General features: G+C 36.3%; 15 protein-coding genes and 1 tRNA gene. 6 read left to right on the top strand and 10 right to left on the bottom strand.

Going from position 1 to position 15,500, the window contains the following annotated elements:
* Nucleotides 1-65: 65 nt before the first annotated feature.
* Both H0S70_RS04520 and rsmG read right to left on the bottom strand, forming a co-directional pair.
* Nucleotides 66-482 (bottom strand): hypothetical protein, encoded by a 417-nt coding sequence (locus H0S70_RS04520; protein ID WP_188321852.1) that lies wholly within the window; start codon nucleotides 480-482, stop codon nucleotides 66-68.
* 54 nt (nucleotides 483-536) lie between these two features.
* Nucleotides 537-1,172, bottom strand: coding sequence for a 16S rRNA (guanine(527)-N(7))-methyltransferase RsmG (rsmG, locus tag H0S70_RS04515; protein WP_188321851.1), 636 nt, complete (start codon nucleotides 1,170-1,172; stop codon nucleotides 537-539).
* Between the two features lie 85 nt (nucleotides 1,173-1,257).
* Between rsmG and H0S70_RS04510 the strand changes: the two genes are divergently transcribed.
* Nucleotides 1,258-2,457 (top strand): pyridoxal phosphate-dependent aminotransferase, encoded by a 1,200-nt coding sequence (locus H0S70_RS04510; protein ID WP_188321850.1) that lies wholly within the window; start codon nucleotides 1,258-1,260, stop codon nucleotides 2,455-2,457.
* Nucleotides 2,458-2,526: 69 nt separating this feature from the next.
* On the opposite strand, the gene H0S70_RS04505 is transcribed toward H0S70_RS04510, so the two are convergent.
* Complete coding sequence (locus H0S70_RS04505) at nucleotides 2,527-3,306, bottom strand: zinc ribbon domain-containing protein (protein ID WP_123247444.1); 780 nt, start codon at nucleotides 3,304-3,306, stop codon at nucleotides 2,527-2,529.
* Between the two features lie 3 nt (nucleotides 3,307-3,309).
* Nucleotides 3,310-4,407, bottom strand: coding sequence for a Nif3-like dinuclear metal center hexameric protein (locus H0S70_RS04500; RefSeq protein WP_188321849.1), 1,098 nt, complete (start codon nucleotides 4,405-4,407; stop codon nucleotides 3,310-3,312).
* 56 nt (nucleotides 4,408-4,463) lie between these two features.
* Between H0S70_RS04500 and H0S70_RS04495 the strand changes: the two genes are divergently transcribed.
* A complete protein-coding gene (locus H0S70_RS04495; RefSeq protein ID WP_188321848.1) occupies nucleotides 4,464-5,291 on the top strand; it encodes an ion transporter in 828 nt (275 codons plus the stop codon).
* 337 nt (nucleotides 5,292-5,628) lie between these two features.
* Here H0S70_RS04495 and H0S70_RS04490 read toward each other — a convergent pair whose 3' ends face one another.
* Genes H0S70_RS04490 through H0S70_RS04475 form a run of 4 tightly spaced genes read right to left on the bottom strand, consistent with a single transcriptional unit; the run spans nucleotide 5,629 to nucleotide 10,802 of the window.
* Nucleotides 5,629-6,573: an FAD:protein FMN transferase gene (locus H0S70_RS04490; RefSeq protein ID WP_188321847.1), complete on the bottom strand. Its 945-nt coding sequence runs from the start codon at nucleotides 6,571-6,573 to the stop codon at nucleotides 5,629-5,631.
* 38 nt (nucleotides 6,574-6,611) lie between these two features.
* Entirely contained in the window at nucleotides 6,612-8,807 is a 2,196-nt protein-coding gene (locus tag H0S70_RS04485; protein WP_188321846.1) for a PepSY domain-containing protein, read from the bottom strand.
* Between the two features lie 5 nt (nucleotides 8,808-8,812).
* Entirely contained in the window at nucleotides 8,813-9,304 is a 492-nt protein-coding gene (locus H0S70_RS04480) for a DUF2271 domain-containing protein (protein ID WP_188321845.1), read from the bottom strand.
* A 7-nt stretch (nucleotides 9,305-9,311) separates the two neighbouring features.
* Nucleotides 9,312-10,802 carry an ankyrin repeat domain-containing protein gene (locus H0S70_RS04475; RefSeq protein WP_188321844.1) on the bottom strand — a complete coding sequence of 497 codons (1,491 nt, stop codon included), beginning with the start codon at nucleotides 10,800-10,802 and terminating at the stop codon, nucleotides 9,312-9,314.
* 328 nt (nucleotides 10,803-11,130) lie between these two features.
* Here H0S70_RS04475 and fsa point away from each other — a divergent pair, with 328 nt between their 5' ends.
* From fsa to H0S70_RS04455, 4 genes are all read left to right on the top strand, one after another.
* Nucleotides 11,131-11,784 (top strand): fructose-6-phosphate aldolase, encoded by a 654-nt coding sequence (fsa, locus tag H0S70_RS04470; protein ID WP_188321843.1) that lies wholly within the window; start codon nucleotides 11,131-11,133, stop codon nucleotides 11,782-11,784.
* 161 nt (nucleotides 11,785-11,945) lie between these two features.
* Complete coding sequence (locus tag H0S70_RS04465) at nucleotides 11,946-12,578, top strand: NAD(P)H-dependent oxidoreductase (RefSeq protein WP_088264851.1); 633 nt, start codon at nucleotides 11,946-11,948, stop codon at nucleotides 12,576-12,578.
* Between the two features lie 24 nt (nucleotides 12,579-12,602).
* Nucleotides 12,603-13,040 (top strand): MarR family winged helix-turn-helix transcriptional regulator, encoded by a 438-nt coding sequence (locus tag H0S70_RS04460; protein WP_188321842.1) that lies wholly within the window; start codon nucleotides 12,603-12,605, stop codon nucleotides 13,038-13,040.
* Between the two features lie 8 nt (nucleotides 13,041-13,048).
* On the top strand, nucleotides 13,049-13,471 hold the full coding sequence (locus H0S70_RS04455) for an organic hydroperoxide resistance protein (protein WP_031503700.1): 423 nt from the start codon (nucleotides 13,049-13,051) through the stop codon (nucleotides 13,469-13,471).
* 60 nt (nucleotides 13,472-13,531) lie between these two features.
* Here H0S70_RS04455 and H0S70_RS04450 read toward each other — a convergent pair.
* Nucleotides 13,532-13,605: transfer RNA gene (locus H0S70_RS04450), tRNA-Arg, on the bottom strand.
* 83 nt (nucleotides 13,606-13,688) lie between these two features.
* On the bottom strand, nucleotides 13,689-15,470 hold the full coding sequence (locus tag H0S70_RS04445; protein WP_188321841.1) for a porin family protein: 1,782 nt from the start codon (nucleotides 15,468-15,470) through the stop codon (nucleotides 13,689-13,691).
* Nucleotides 15,471-15,500: the final 30 nt, after the last annotated feature.

Below are 15,500 nucleotides of genomic sequence, written 5' to 3'. Positions count from 1 at the left end.
TTAATACAAAAAAGCACCAGAAAATTGATTTATTCTGATGCGATTTTTATTAATTTCGGGTAGAATTATTCTACAACGACGCTCTTTTCAATCCAAATATTTTCACCGGAAGCGTCGGTTCCGTTCCAGAATTTAAAGGTGAAAGTTCCCGTTTGTTGCGGTCTGAAATTGATCTGAGAAGCTTTGGTTAATACTTCTCCACACGTCGCCGAAGTTTTAAATTTATAAGAAGTTACTTCCCTTTCGAACTGGTTGGTATGCAAATAATCGTAGCCGTAAAAACCTTCACAATTGGCAGAATAATTTGAATAGGTTTTGATGGTTTGGGTGCTGTAAACATCCATCGTGTCCTGCGGAATCGTCACACTGTCGATTTTTAATTGCTCAATATTGTTTATTTCATCGCCTTCAAAACGATCATTACAACTGCTAAGCATGAAAACTGAAAAAATAAGAACTGCAAATCTGTATAGTTTTTCCATTGTAAATAATACTTAATTGTAAAACGTTATCCGCTGACTTTTTATTATCTCAAATTAAGAATTAAAGTTTCCTTTGGATAAATATACCACTTTTTTGGTTTCGAAGAATTCGGTTTCGAAAAAGTCTTGCAGCGAGAAAATTTCACATTTCAAACCAGCAAGTTCTTCTGCCAAATCGCCTCCTTTCAGGTACAGAACGCCATTGTGTTTTGGGTTAAATTGTTCTTTCTCGAATTTTCCCTTTAACCATCGAAGAAAAACCGGCATTTGTGTAACAGCGCGACTTACAACAAAATGAAATTTTTCCTTCAAAGATTCTGCTCTTCCGTGGATCGCGGTTACATTTTTCAAGCCGATACCTGCTGAAACTTCTTTTACTACTGTGATTTTTTTTCCGATAGAATCTATCAATGTAAATTGAACTTCAGGAAACAAAATAGCTAGCGGAATTCCCGGAAAACCACCGCCCGTTCCGATATCCAATACTTTTGTGTAGGGCGCAAACTCCATCACTTTTGCAATTCCCAACGAGTGAAGAATATGTTTTTCGTAAAGTGAATCCATATCTTTCCGGGAAATCACGTTGATTTTTTCGTTCCATTCCTTATAAAGCTCCTCGAGTTTTGCAAACTGATTTTTTTGTTCTTCCGTGAGGTTGGGAAAGTGTTTTTCGATGAGTTCAACTGCCATTTTTATTATAAATTTCCACAAATTTAAAAAAACAACTTTAGAACTCTGCATAAAAAAATTATCTTTGGGAATCTTAACAATATTTATGGAAAAATACTCAGCACGTCTGAACAGACTGAGCTTTTCGCAAACTTTTGTGATGAGCAACAAAGTTCGCGAGATGAAAGCCAAAGGAATTGATGTAATCAGCTTAACCCTCGGTGAACCCGATTTCGATGTTCCGCAGAATATAAAAACTGCTGCTTTCGAAGCGATTAATAATAATTTTAGCCATTACTCCCCTGTTCCGGGATTTTTGGATCTTCGCCAAGCTATTTGCGACAAACTGAAGCGCGATAATAATTTGGAGTATCAACCATCGCAGATTTGCGTTTCCAATGGCGCAAAACAATCCATCATCAATGTTTTAGCATCCATTATCAATGATGGAGACGAAGTGATTTTACCGGCTCCATACTGGGTGAGCTATGATGAAATGGTGAAAATGATGGGCGGAAAATCAGTTTTCATTGAAACTTCTATCGATAATGATTTCAAAATGACCGCCGAACAATTGGAAAAAGCTATTACTCCAAAAACTAAAGCATTTCTTTACAGTTCGCCTTGCAATCCATCAGGAAGTTATTACCGACGTGAAGAACTTGAAAAAATTGCCAATATGGTGGCAAAATATCCGCAAATCACTATTATTTCTGATGAAATTTACGAATACATCAATTACGATGGAAAACATACTTCGATTGCGGAATTCCCACAGGTTTATGAACAAACTGCAGTTATTAACGGAATGTCGAAGGCTTTTGCGATGACGGGATGGAGAATTGGCTATTCCGCATGTCCTACTTGGTTGGCTAAAGGTTGCGAAAAAATTCAGGGACAAATGACGAGCGGTGCCAATACCATGGCGCAAAAAGCGTCCGTAACTGCTTTGAAAAATGATCCGTCGGAATACCGTTATATGATTGATGAATTTAAGAAAAGAAGAGAAATTGTATACGAATTGGTGAAAGAAATTCCTGGTTTCAAGGTGAATTACCCGGAAGCCGCTTTCTACTTTTTCCCGGATATTTCTTATTATATAGGTAAAAATTTAAACGGAAAATCTATTAAAGATGCTGATGATTTCGCAATGTTCTTGCTAGAGGAAGCTCATGTAGGAACCGTGGGAGGCGTTTCTTTCGGAAATCCGACTTGTATCCGTTTTTCGTATGCTGCATCAGAAAATGAGTTGAAAGAAGCGATGAGAAGAATTAAAGATTGTTTGGAAAATGCGTCATTAAGCTGATTTTAAAAAATCTTCAAATAAAAAAGCGGGTCGAAAATTTTCAACCCGCTTTTATCTAATTAGAAAGTATTAAAACTTGATAATATCTTTCATTTTTTCAGTTTCTTCGTTCACCAAATCATCGTCTACAAGGATTTTACCACTGTGTTCATCGATGATGATTTTCTTTCTTTGTGCAATTTCCATTTGTTTTTGTGGAGGAAGTGTGAAGAAAGATCCTTTCGGAGCGCCTCTTTCCAGACCTACCACTGCTAAACCTGTCGGAGTATTATTGCGGATTCTTTGGTAAGATGCCAACAATCTTTCGTCGATATTCTGAGCAAATTCTTTGGATTTTTCCAACAAATAATCTTCCTCTTTTTGGGTTTCAGCAACAAGATTTTCCAGTTCTTCTTTCTTGAATTTCAAGTGGTTTTTCAAATCACTGATCTTCGCATTCAGTTCTTCTAAAGTTTCGTTTTTGTGAGCTATTTTAGCACCAAATTCTTTGATTCTTTTTTCAGCCAACTGAATTTCAAGATATTGGAATTCAATTTCTTTATCCAATGCTTCAAATTCCTTGTTATTTCTTACCGTATCTTGCTGAGCTTTGTATTTTTCGATTAAAGATTTTGCATGATTAATCACTTCGTTTTTTGTATTGATTTCATCATTCTGCTCTTTAATTTCGCTTTGAAATTTTTCTGCTCTTTTTTCAAGGCCTTCAATTTCAATTTCCAAATCCTCCACCTCAATCGGCAATTCACCTCTTGTATTGCGGATTTCGTCTAATCTAGAATCGATAATTTGTAAATCGTAAAGTGCTCTTAGCTTATCTTCAACAGAGATTTCTACAGTTTTTTTAGCCATATTTTATAAAAAATAATTTACAGGATTGGTTTTCTCAACAGATTTTGAGACTGCAAATTTAGGAAAAATTTCCGATAAAATCTCAATTAATTGTTGGGTTACAAATTGTTCCGATTCATAATGTCCGATGTCGCAGATCAACATTTTACCTTCGCTCTGGAAAAAATCGTGATATTTCACATCTCCGGTTAAATAAGCATCACATTTTTGGGATCTCGCCGCCTTAATTCCACTTGCTCCACTGCCGCCCAAAACGCCTACTCTTTTGATTTTTTTTGAAATAAATTCGGAATGACGGATGACTTTTAAATTAAATTTATCTTTCACAAAAGCCAGAAAATCAGCTTCCTCCATTTCGTCTTTTAAATCACCAAATCTTCCCAATCCGGTGTATTGATTTTCGTTTTCAAGGTTAATGATTTGATATGCAACTTCTTCGTACGGATGCACAGCTTTCATTTCGTTGATAATTTCATTTTGTTTTGCATTTTCAAAAATCACTGAAATCATGACTTCATCCGCAAACTCGCGAACATTTTTTGTTCCAGAAAAAGGATTAGAACCTTCCACCGGCCTGTAAGTTCCGTTCCCGGAAACGGTAAAACTACACTCATCATAAAAACCTATACTTCCGGCGCCGGCATTGAACAGTGCGTTTTTTAGATTTTCCGAATATTCGTGCGGTACATAAACTTCGAGTTTTTTTAAAACCTTGGTTTTGGGCATCAAAATTTTTTGATTAATGAGTCCTAATTCCTCACAAATCCGATAATTAACTCCGAAAAAATCGTTATCAAAAGCGGTATGAATCGCATAAATCGCAATTTTGTTTTCAATGGCTTTTAGAACCGCCTGTTCCACGTAATTTTTGCCCGTAATCGATTTCAACCCCGAAAAAATAATGGGATGAAAAGTGACAATCAGATTCATGTCCTTGGCAATCGCTTCATCAACTACTTTTTCCAAAGCATCGTGGCAAACTAGAATTCCCGTTACTTCCCGCGATGGATTTCCGCAGAGCAATCCTACGTTATCAAAATCTTCGGCCTGAGAAACCGGAATTTTCTTCTCGATTTCAAAAATCGCCTCGTTTACTGTCATTTTCTTAAGTTTGCAACGAAATTAAGAATTAATAATCTAAATTTCAATACAAATCCATGGAAAAAGAACACAATTATATTCCTGAAGAAGCGAAATGGAAACGTTTGGTTTTCAATATTATTTTTAAGTCAGATACCAAATTGGGATTGCTTTTTGACCTTATTTTATTGGTTTTAATCCTTCTCAGTACTTTCATTGTAATGATGGAAAGTGTGAGTATTTTCGATGCGAAATTGCATTCGCTTTTTGTATTTTTAGAAATTATCATCACCATTTTCTTTACCATTGAGTATGCACTGAGAATCATTACCATCCGAAATAAAAAGTCCTATATTTTCAGTTTCTTCGGGATCATTGATTTTTTGGCAATTTTGCCATTTTATTTGAGTTTATTTATTCCGGTGACCAAATATTTCCTCATTCTGAGAATGCTAAGAATGCTCAGGGTTTTCCGAATTTTCAATTTGATGGATTTCATGAATGATGGCTACCTGATCGTTCGTGCATTGAAACACAGCTCTCGCAAAATATATATATTTCTATTGTTTTTGGTGATATTTTGTGTGATTGTAGGTTCGCTGATGTTTATGGTTGAAGGTCATCGTGAGGGATTTGAAAGCATTCCACAAAGCATTTATTGGGCGGTTGTTACGATTACTACTGTTGGGTACGGTGATGTTTCTCCGGTAACACCTTTAGGAAAATTTTTATCAATTTTGTTAATGCTTTCGGGATATTCGATCATTGCGGTTCCCACGGGAATTGTCACTGCTGAGATGCGGAACAAACGTCAGAATTTAGAAAAAATTTGCGGAAGATGCGGAAATGATGATGTGGATGATGATGCTCGTTATTGTAAAATCTGCGGAGAAAAATTAATATAAAAAAAGGTGCATTTAACTAAAAATGCACCTTTTTAAAAGATTTTCCCATCATTTGTGTTTTTTTAATATTTTTCTCTAAATATTTTCAGTTTAGATGTTAATTATTAAATAGGGAAAAAGTTTTCATGGAGTTAGTTTTTACCCATAGCTACTATTTTCAATTCTTTTTCTGTAGCAAATTTACATCATTGCAAACAGATTCTTTACCGTGAAAACACCCTTTTTTTATCATTCATCAAAATTTCTTTTTTTCTTAAAAGACTTCAAGAAATTATTTAACAAAAAACAATTTAAAAGAGTTTAAAGTGTTGATTATTAAGAATTAAATCTTTTTTCTTTACCTGATAATTTTACCTTGATCTGTAATAAAAAGATAACGATATTGAGGATATTGGAGCGCTAACTTTTTCCCTTTTTCTTTCCCTAAAACCATAATTGAAGTGCTCAAAGCGTTGGCGAATTCCGCAGACCAACCATAAATCGTTACGCTGGTAAGTCCGGTTGCAGGATAACCGGTTTTCGGATCAATGATATGCGAATACCGCACTCCATCGATTTCTGCATATTTTTCGTAACTTCCTGAAGTGGCTACTGCACCGTGTTTTAGTTTTAAAATTTTGGAAATTTTATGATTTTTAAATGGATTTCTAATTCCGATTGCCCATGGTTTACCGTTCGGTTGCGTTCCCCAAGTTGCAATATCTCCAGATGCATTGACGATTCCAGATTTTACGCCTAATTTTTGCAGAATTTCCCGACCTTTATCGGCAGCATAACCTTTACCAATCGAACCAAAACCGATTTTCATTCCTTTTTGCTGAAGAAAAATCGTTGATGAATCTCGGTCGAGCTTTATGAATTGGTAATTCACGTTTCGAACTGAGTTTTTTATGGATTCCTCCGAAGGCATTTCGGTCATCGATCCATCAAATTTCCATATTTTATCTAACGCAACAATGCTAATATCAAAAGCGCCTTCCGACATTTTCGAATATGAAATGGCTCTTTCAGTCAGTTCGAAAACTTCGCGATCCACTTTTACAGGTTTTATTCCGGCGTTTCGATTCACTTCAGAAATCTGGGTTTGCGGTTGCCACTCAGAAATCAGATTTTCGATCCGGGTAATTTCATCGATGCATCGATCAATATTGTGGTTTGCAACAGTGGAATCGCGATCTACAACTGTAATATTGAACATTGAACCCATCAATGTAATTTGTCTTTCTACCAAAACATTTTCCTGTGCAGCAACCGAAATCTGACTTGCGATGATGAACAACATCGCAAGAACAAATTTTAACTTATCGAAAAAGCAATTTTTTAGTAACAATCCGAAAGTATTTGTCCGTTTTTAATAAAATGCTGTAATGGTTTTCCTAAGAATTTCTGGCAAATTTCATCGAGAATTATTTCTACATCTTTCTGCATTTTTAAAGAACCGCAAATCATAATGGTTCCATTTTTAGCAAGTAATTCAGCGAAATAATTTTCGTTTTTGCGGATAAGATCCATCACATATCGTTTGTTTTCTTCACGAGAAAATGCAAAATCGAAATGTTCTAATTGTCCTTGATTAATTTGGTGTTCAGCAAAAATTCTGTAAGAATTTACCCAATCATTATCATGTCTGAAACCTGCAAATAGCGAAATGTTCTTTCTTAAAATATTCTCCTGAATCATTCCTAAAAAAGGAGCAATTCCAGTTCCGTTGGCAATTAATGCGATATTTTCGGCAGCTTGTGGAAAATGAAAGTTCGGATTTTCCATAATTCTTGCCGGAATTTCATCGCCAATTTTTAAATTATTCAAAAATCCGGAGCCGAAACCATTCGGAAAAAGTTTCACAATTAATTGTACTGAATCCTGATTTTTCCCTATGGAATAAAACCTTTCTCTGTTATCCTTTGCAGGATAAATTGCCAACAAATCTCCGGAAGAAAATTTTTGGTTTTTTCTTGGTTTTAAGACAATTTTAAAGGTAAGATTATCATCAGAAACCATTGTTTTTTCGGTAACAATAAATTGCTTTAGCCCTGGAATTTTAGTATTGTAAACCGCCGGAGCTGTTGCAAGTGGATGCAGTGTTTTTTCGCTCCAAACATGTGCCCATGCTGCCAACTCTTCTGCAGATCTATCATTTACAGTGAAAATTGAAGTAGTGGGTTCTGCCCAATTTTGCTTTGCCAATAAATCATTTACTTTCACAGCAAAAGCGCAAAACTCCTGATAAGATTTTGAGCCGAAACCAACCACAGAATAGCCAATTTTATTTTGCTGAGGGAATTTCTGCAGCAAAGTTTCAAATTGGTTGGCGTTGCTCGGAGGATCTCCCAAACCGTATGTGGAAGTAAAAATTACCATTTCTTTTGCATTTTCAAAACTTTGAAAATGATTCATTTCTGCCAGATACGAACGCTTTCCTTCATTCAATAATTGGCGATGAATTTGGTTCGCAAAGAAGAGCGTTGTACCATTTTCAGAGCCTACCAATAAAACAATTTCTGCATCTTTTGCTTTTATTTTATTTTTGATTTTCGTACGTGTTCTGCGGAAAGTAATTACAAATCCTGAATATATAAAGCACAAGATGTTCAAAGATGCTAATCCTAAAATAAATGCCCAAATTGCATTCGTTCGGCCAGTATGTAGATCAAGATTAAACTTTTCAACTGCCGCAGAATACGGATATTTCGTCTCCGAAATAATGGTTCCGGTAACTTGATTGACCGTCACCGATTTTTTTCTTAAATGAATGATAAAAGGCTCTGCTTCATCATCAGGAATAAAAGGAAATTCTACTCGTTCTACCTTCGAAAGTGGAGTTTCTTTGAAAAAAGGAATATCTTTTAATTCAGTTGCTTTTGTATTAGATGAAGTTTTCGATGTGATTTCGGTATTTTCTCCTTTGAAATAATCTAATCTGGCAAGAAAAACCAAAGTCCCCGTAAGAGCGATGATGAAAACCGGTACCAGAAGCCATCTTCCGGTCACCACATGAAAATATTGTGCAAAAAAATCTTTGTTAATTTTATCAAAAAAATGCTTAATTCCTTTTTGTCTTTTAATGATAAGGATTAAACCACTGACGGAAATAAGCATCAGCAGAAAGGAAACTACGGCGACGATTGCTCGACCGGATTCCTTTAAAAATAATGATCTGTGCAAAGCGGTAATCCACTGATTGAAATCGCTTTTGGGTTTTATTTCTCCTAATTTTTTCCCGGTTTTGGGATCGATATATGCTTTAATGGAATTCCCATTTTCGTCCATCGCATCGATGGAAACCAATTGATTGTGATCAATTTTAAGTTCGAGAACCTCAGAATACTGGTCACGCAAAACCGGCAAAACCTGAGCAAGGGTAATATTTTCTAAGTTTTCAATACGGTGATTTTGCGTTTTTTCGGCAATGGCGTCATAAGCCAAAATAACACCTGTAACGGAAAGTATGATAAGAAAAGCGCTTGAAACAAGGGCAAGCGCCAAATGCGCATACCTCCAAATTGATAATGTCATACGCCTTACTGCACTTTGATAAATCTCACATTTCGGATGTACCCGTTGCCTTTCACACCTTCTCGATTATCCAGTGCTGATGAAGATAAATCGATTTCGGCATCTTTGGTGTGGTATTTTTGAGTTTCTACTGCACTTTCAAAACGGATTTTATATCCCTTTTCTAGTTTTGCAGTTTCAAATTCGATTACTCTTGTAGCTCGACCACCACCAGCAACCGAAGCACCCGTAATTCCGTTGAGTTTTTCTTTTTTTACTTTTCTGAATTTGTCCCAAGCTTTTAAGGTGTTGTACCACTCGTTATCGTCGCCAAGAACAGAAAGTGTTTTGTCGTATCCACCTTTTGGATTGATTAAAGAAATAATAACATAAGCGTTTTTACCGGTATAATTTTGCATTTGCAACATCACTTTATATTTGGTGGTTTGTGCGGCAAAAGCAGTGGAAATAAATAATGCGATTGCGGCAAGAGCTGCTGTTTTCCAAGTGTTTTTCATTGTTTTACTATTTCAAAAATTCGATGGAGATGTTGTTTTTTGTAAGAAATTCATTGTCTTTTGCCAAATCGTAAGCGGTTTCCCCAAACTCGGTTTTTAAATCTTTTTTAATCCCTTTTTCTACGAGAAATTTCATGATTTGATTGTCTTTTGCGGTAAGAGCTGCCTTATGAAGCGCGGAATTTCCATCAGCATCTTGTGCATTAAGATCAACACCGAGTTCGATGGCTTTTTTTACCAAAGATAAATCGCCTTTGTCAACGGCAAGATGAAGCAAAGTATTTCCGTTTTTTTGTGGCGTTTTCACGTCTAAACCTGCAGATTGTAACAAAGTAAGTTTTTCGGAAAATTCATCAGCTTGAGCGTCTTTTCCAGGATTTGCGACTGGTTTGTAGGAATTAAACCAATAATATGCGAGATTATTTCCTTTAAGATCAACTGCTTTTACATCTGCTCCGTTTTTGATTAAAAATGCTACAATTTCAGTTGAACCTGATTCCGCAGCTTTCATCAAAGCGGTTTCGCCTTTTTCGTTTTTGGCATTGATGTTTTTTGCTTTTAATAATAAAGTTTCCACGGTTTTTAAATCTTTTCCACCTGAAGCAAGCATCAATGCAGTATTTCCTTCGTTATCAGCTTTGCTTACATCAACATTTTTGTAAAGGAAATAGGAGATAATTTCCGCATTCGGTCTTCTTACCAATGAATGAAGAATCGTAGCGCCTTGCGGGTTTACAGCTTTTGCATTCAGACCATATTTTTCTACCAAAGCTTGGTAAACTTCTAGCCCATTTTGTTTTGCTCTCGAACCTTGAGTTGCGAAAAATAACGCTTGGTCGGTAGGTTTTACACCTTTAGCAATAAGTTGATCAATAATTTGGAGATTTCCTAATTTGGCAGCGTAATCAGCGGCGGTGCGACCGTATTGATCTCTTTCTTTAAAGGAAACTCCTTTTGAAGTGAAGTAATCCAATAATTTTAAATCCGCATCATTAGCAATAGTCAAATGGATGAGATTGGCTCCATCTTCGTTTTTCTCCTTTGGATCAACTCCGGCTTTGATAAGAGCATCGTACACCGCTGTATTCTGATTTCCGCTTTCTGCTGCGTAACCAATTACCGATGCACCGTGGCTGTCTTTATAATGAACATCCGAACCTTTTTTAATCAAAAGATTCACCAATTCTAGATTTCCTGCAGCGGCTGCCCACTGCAGATAAGTTCTCGAATGGTGTGTTTTCTTATCAACTGTATTCCCATTTTGGGCAAGTAAAAACTCAATTACTTCATTGGAAGCTTTATTATTAATGGCCATTACCACCGGATCAAAAAATCCCGGGTTCTGTTGAGCAGGATCGTTTCCTTTCGATATTTCCGTTTTTACGGTTTCTATTGAAGGGTTATTTTTCCAAAATCCACCGTCAAGCAAGGTGTTTTTTTGAGCTTTTCCAAGGAATGAAGCAAAAATAAAAAGTGCTGCAAAAAAAGTTTTTCTCATATTAAATTGGGATATTCGTTTGTAATTTTTATTTATAATAAATCTAAATAGCAAAATTAAACATAATTATTTCTTCAACAAAAAAAATATCCATTTAATTGACATTTATCAGAAAATTGCGGAAATATAAAGCGTGAAGTTGCCAGCGAATACTCCAAACTGCCACTTATTATATCAAAATTCAGTCTCGTTATCTGGAAAGGCGGTTTTTTAATTGCCACTTAAAATCTTATATTTGGAAACTGTAAAAAATGAAAGAGTTGGTGAGGAAATTTGAATATTTTAATTTCTAGCCACCTTTAATATAATAAAAATATACTTTAAACTTATGAAATTTTTTATCGACACAGCCAATCTGGAGCAAATTAAAGAAGCACAGGATTTGGGAATTTTAGATGGCGTTACAACCAATCCATCACTGATGGCCAAAGAAGGAATCCGCGGAAAAGAGGCGATTCTTAACCATTACAAAACCATTTGCGAAATTGCTGATGGCGATATTTCTGCGGAAGTTCTAAGCACAACTTACGAGGAAATGATCAAAGAAGGTGAAGAATTGGCAGCGCTCCACCCTAATATCGTGGTAAAAATCCCAATGATTAAAGACGGCGTGAAAGCACTTAAATATTTCTCAAACAAAGGCATTAAGACCAATTGTACCTTGATTTTCTCTGCCGGACAAGCATTGCTAGCTGCAAAAGCAGGTGCTACTTATGTTTCTCCGTTCTTGGGTAGATTAGATGATATTTCAGTTGATGGAATGAATTTAATCGAAGAAATCAGAATTATTTTTGATAATTATATGTTTGATACTGAAATTCTTGCAGCATCTATCCGTTCACCAATGCATATTATCAACTGTGCGAAAATTGGCGCAGATGTGGTGACTTCTCCCCTCGCTTCGATTTTAAATTTACTTAAACATCCTTTAACCGATAGTGGTTTAGCACAATTTGTTGCTGATGCTAAGAAAATGGATTAAGAAAATAAACTATTACTAAAAACCGCCTGACTGCTCAGGCGGTTTCTTTTTTAATAACCTTTAATCTTTCATTCAAAATATCTATCGTTCAATTAAATTGTGCGCAATATAATTCTTGTCTATATTTGCTGCTCGAAATAGTAAAATTTAAAAAAAATACAATGTCATTAATTGAAGATTTAAAATGGAGACACGCAGTAAAAGCGTATGATTCTACCAAAAAAGTTTCAGAAGAAGATTTGAATAAAATTCTAGAAGCTGCAAGACTGGCGCCTACCTCTTCCGGATTACAGCCTTTCCGCGTAATCGTAGTAGAAAATCAGGAACTGAAAGAGCAAATGGTAAAGGGAGCCCTGAATCCGGAGGTAATGAGAGATTGTTCCCATGTTTTGGTTTTCGCAGCCTGGGACAATTATTCCGCTGAAAAAATAGACAAAGTGTACGATTATCATACCGATGTACGGGAGTTGCCACGCGGTCGTTTCAACAGTTATACAGATCAACTGAAAGTAATCTACGGCGCGCAGACCGCAGAAGAAAATTTCGCTCACACTGCAAGACAGACTTACATCGCACTAGGTCTAGCTATGGCACAGGCAGCAGAACTGAAAATTGACAGTACTCCTGCCGAAGGTTTTAGCAATGAGGTGGTCGATGAAATTCTGGGTTTAAAAGAATTGGGACTTAAAAGTGTAACTTTACTGTACTTAGGATACAGAGATTCGGAGAACGACTGGCTTTCAAAGATGAAAAAAGTTCGTATCCCAATGGATGAATTCATCATCAAAAAATAATTTAGAAAATCACTAAATCCTCTCATGGATCAACACAAAACTCCACAGCTTGGTAATCAGCTATGTTTCCCTTTGTATGTTATCGCGAAGGAAATCACAGGTCTTTACCGTCCGTTACTTGAAGAACTGGATATTACCTATCCGCAATATCTTGTAATGATGGTACTTTGGGAGCATCAGCGGCTTACGGTAAATCAGATTGGTGAAAAACTTTTTCTAGACAGCGGTACGATAACTCCGTTGTTGAAAAGGCTGGAAGCAAAATCTTATATTGTACGCCAAAGAAAAATTGAGGATGAGCGTGTTGTAGAAATCTCCTTGACTGATGAAGGTGAAAGGCTTCAGGACAAAGCTTGCCTGATTCCCGAAAAAATGAATGATAGACTGGATCTTTCGGAAACTGATGTACAGGAACTGAAACAGGCGATTTCTAAACTTTTAGATAAAATAAATAAAAAATAAAAAAATCAATGAAAACATTATACACAACTAGCGTTACCGCAACAGGCGGGCGCGACGGACACGTAAAAAGTGACAACGGAATTCTGGAACTCGATGTACGCACTCCCAAATCGCTTGGTGGACAAAATGATGATTATGCCAACCCCGAAATGCTTTTCGCCGCAGGATATGCGGCATGTTTCGATAGTGCCTTAAATCTGATGATTAAAAAATCGAAATCTGCGGCGGGCGAAACAAAAGTAAATGCCAAAGTCGGAATCGGACAAACCGAAAACGGTGGTTTTGGTCTGGAAGTGGAACTGAATGTAAATGTACCCGGGGTATCCCTGGAAGAAGCGCAATCATTAGTGGAACAGGCACATCAGGTGTGTCCCTACTCTAATGCAACAAGAAATAATATTGAAGTAACGCTTAATGTTACCAATAACTAATTTTACACTGTAAAACGTAAAATAAAAATCGGCAAACTTCTTTGAAGTTTGCCGCTTTTGTGACCGCGAAGGGATTCGAACCCCTAACCCTCAGAGCCGAAATCTGATATTCTATCCAGTTGAACTACGCAGCCATTTTGTAGTGAGTGAGTTTTGAATAGATGAGTTTTTGAGTACTTATAACTCAATTTACTCCCAACTCGCCAACCCGATACTACTAAAAAGAAATCTTTACGCCTCCCAAAAACTGTGCTCCCAAAACTTTATAACCTTTGAAAGTCTGATAATTGGTGTTCAGTAAATTATTTCCGAGTGCAAAAATACTGAAATTTTTGTGAACTTTGTACTCTGCAGATAAATTTAAATCTGCAAAACCGCCAACTTTATCGTTTTTGTCCTCGGTAGCTACAAATACATTCGGCGTGGTACCTGCTTCCGCAAAGGCGAAGGAATTAGTCGTCTTGTCCGTGCTGAAAATAGCTTTGGCACCAAGATTTAATTTTTTACCTAATAAAGAATATTTTCCGCCCAAAGATGCCACAACCAAAGGTTTATTGTATATATTTTTGTTATTATCAAGGTTGTATTTTGCAAAACTCAATTCACCATCCAACACCAAATTAGCCAAAGGAAAATATTGAATACTTCCTTTCACTTCGCTCACTGTTCCGTTGTCGTAAGCGGCAGAGAAGGTATTCGCAAAATCGTACGGCGCACGGTCTAGGGTAAACGCATCATTGAAAAGACCATTGGCACGGAAGAACATTATGTCATTCATTTTTCCGTAACCAGCGCTTACATCGTATTTAATGCTTTGGTCCACATCACCGCGAATTCCGAAATAGAATTTATACTTCGTTTCCGTCGGTCTCAATTCCTGATCGGAAACCAAATATGGATTTTCCTCCAATAAATTTGCGTAGGAATTCAATTTCAAACCTCCATCTATTCCACCATAAAACTTTAATTCATCAGCTGCAGCGATTTGTAATTCCGCTTTTGGGAACCAATACGTTTTGCTATTCTTTGCTTCTTCTGCTAAAAGAATACTGTTGTTTTTGGCATTAAGAAAAGAAAATCCCGAACCTACCATTAAATAAGAATTTCCTTTAAAAAAAGTAAGTTTTGGGGATATTGTTGCATTAACATAATTGGATCTATTTTCATTTACAATGGAAAATTCAGAATTCAACGTTTCTACATTAATTCCCAAATCCGCATTCATCGTCACCTCATCCATCGGAATTTCAACACCATGTTTAGAAAGATTCACCAATATTTCTGCCTGAGCTTCCTTCGCATCAAACTTGTCGGTTAAAATAGACGATTTTACACGAACGTCATTCAAAATGTTATTTGAATAGAAATCATAATATCCATTCACCCTAAAACGATTGGTTTTATGTTGCAAATTCACCTCAGAATTGGGAGTTAACGCATAAATTCCGTAATAATTATAATCGTTCAAACCATAATCAGCGTTGATATTGAATTTTCCTTTTTCACCAAAGCCATTCAAATAAGCGCCAATATTCGCTGAACTTTGGCTGGAATCCCAGCTGTATTCCTTTTTCAGACCTTTGGTAGAAAGGAAGTGCAAATCTGCGCCTACTTCCATTTGGTTATCCAAAGTGGTAGCAATATTTCCGTCGGCAAGCACTTTACCAAAATTCCCCATTCCGATTTGGAAATAGTTGTTCTGATAATCGGCATTGAATTTCGGTGAAATATCTTCGCCTTGAATAGTAGAAGTTTTGAAATCTGAAGCTGCCGGAACATCAGTGATCGTGTATTTTAGATTCAGTGAATCTTGTGTTTTCTTTTCTTTGGGTGGATAGTTTTTTTCCGCAACAACCGATGTTTTTTTCTTCTCGATTTTCTTTACTTCCGGCTCGCGTTTTCGGTCTAGGATCAGCTTTTCTTCTTTAATCTGTGAGAAAACAGCGGTAGAAGAAACCAACATTCCTAATAAAAATATATTTTGAATTCTTAAATTCATATTTTCTGTTTTAAAACCTTTTGGGGTTTA

The organism is Chryseobacterium manosquense (assembly GCF_014623485.1).
GTDB lineage: Bacteria > Bacteroidota > Bacteroidia > Flavobacteriales > Weeksellaceae > Kaistella > Kaistella haifensis.
This window is presented reverse-complemented; position numbering and strand designations above follow the sequence as displayed.

Coding starts and splice junctions, on each gene's coding strand:
- H0S70_RS04495 (WP_188321848.1), top strand. CDS start 4,464: ATGGAAAAAGAACACAATTATATTCCTGAAGAAGCGAAATGGAAACGT.
- fsa (WP_188321843.1), top strand. CDS start 11,131: ATGAAATTTTTTATCGACACAGCCAATCTGGAGCAAATTAAAGAAGCA.
- H0S70_RS04455 (WP_031503700.1), top strand. CDS start 13,049: ATGAAAACATTATACACAACTAGCGTTACCGCAACAGGCGGGCGCGAC.
- H0S70_RS04485 (WP_188321846.1), bottom strand. CDS start 8,807: ATGACATTATCAATTTGGAGGTATGCGCATTTGGCGCTTGCCCTTGTT.
- rsmG (WP_188321851.1), bottom strand. CDS start 1,172: ATGGCAGTTGAACTCATCGAAAAACACTTTCCCAACCTCACGGAAGAA.
- H0S70_RS04500 (WP_188321849.1), bottom strand. CDS start 4,407: ATGACAGTAAACGAGGCGATTTTTGAAATCGAGAAGAAAATTCCGGTT.
- H0S70_RS04520 (WP_188321852.1), bottom strand. CDS start 482: ATGGAAAAACTATACAGATTTGCAGTTCTTATTTTTTCAGTTTTCATG.
- H0S70_RS04460 (WP_188321842.1), top strand. CDS start 12,603: ATGGATCAACACAAAACTCCACAGCTTGGTAATCAGCTATGTTTCCCT.
- H0S70_RS04480 (WP_188321845.1), bottom strand. CDS start 9,304: ATGAAAAACACTTGGAAAACAGCAGCTCTTGCCGCAATCGCATTATTT.
- H0S70_RS04490 (WP_188321847.1), bottom strand. CDS start 6,573: ATGTTGTTCATCATCGCAAGTCAGATTTCGGTTGCTGCACAGGAAAAT.
- H0S70_RS04505 (WP_123247444.1), bottom strand. CDS start 3,306: ATGGCTAAAAAAACTGTAGAAATCTCTGTTGAAGATAAGCTAAGAGCA.
- H0S70_RS04475 (WP_188321844.1), bottom strand. CDS start 10,802: ATGAGAAAAACTTTTTTTGCAGCACTTTTTATTTTTGCTTCATTCCTT.
- H0S70_RS04510 (WP_188321850.1), top strand. CDS start 1,258: ATGGAAAAATACTCAGCACGTCTGAACAGACTGAGCTTTTCGCAAACT.
- H0S70_RS04445 (WP_188321841.1), bottom strand. CDS start 15,470: ATGAATTTAAGAATTCAAAATATATTTTTATTAGGAATGTTGGTTTCT.
- H0S70_RS04465 (WP_088264851.1), top strand. CDS start 11,946: ATGTCATTAATTGAAGATTTAAAATGGAGACACGCAGTAAAAGCGTAT.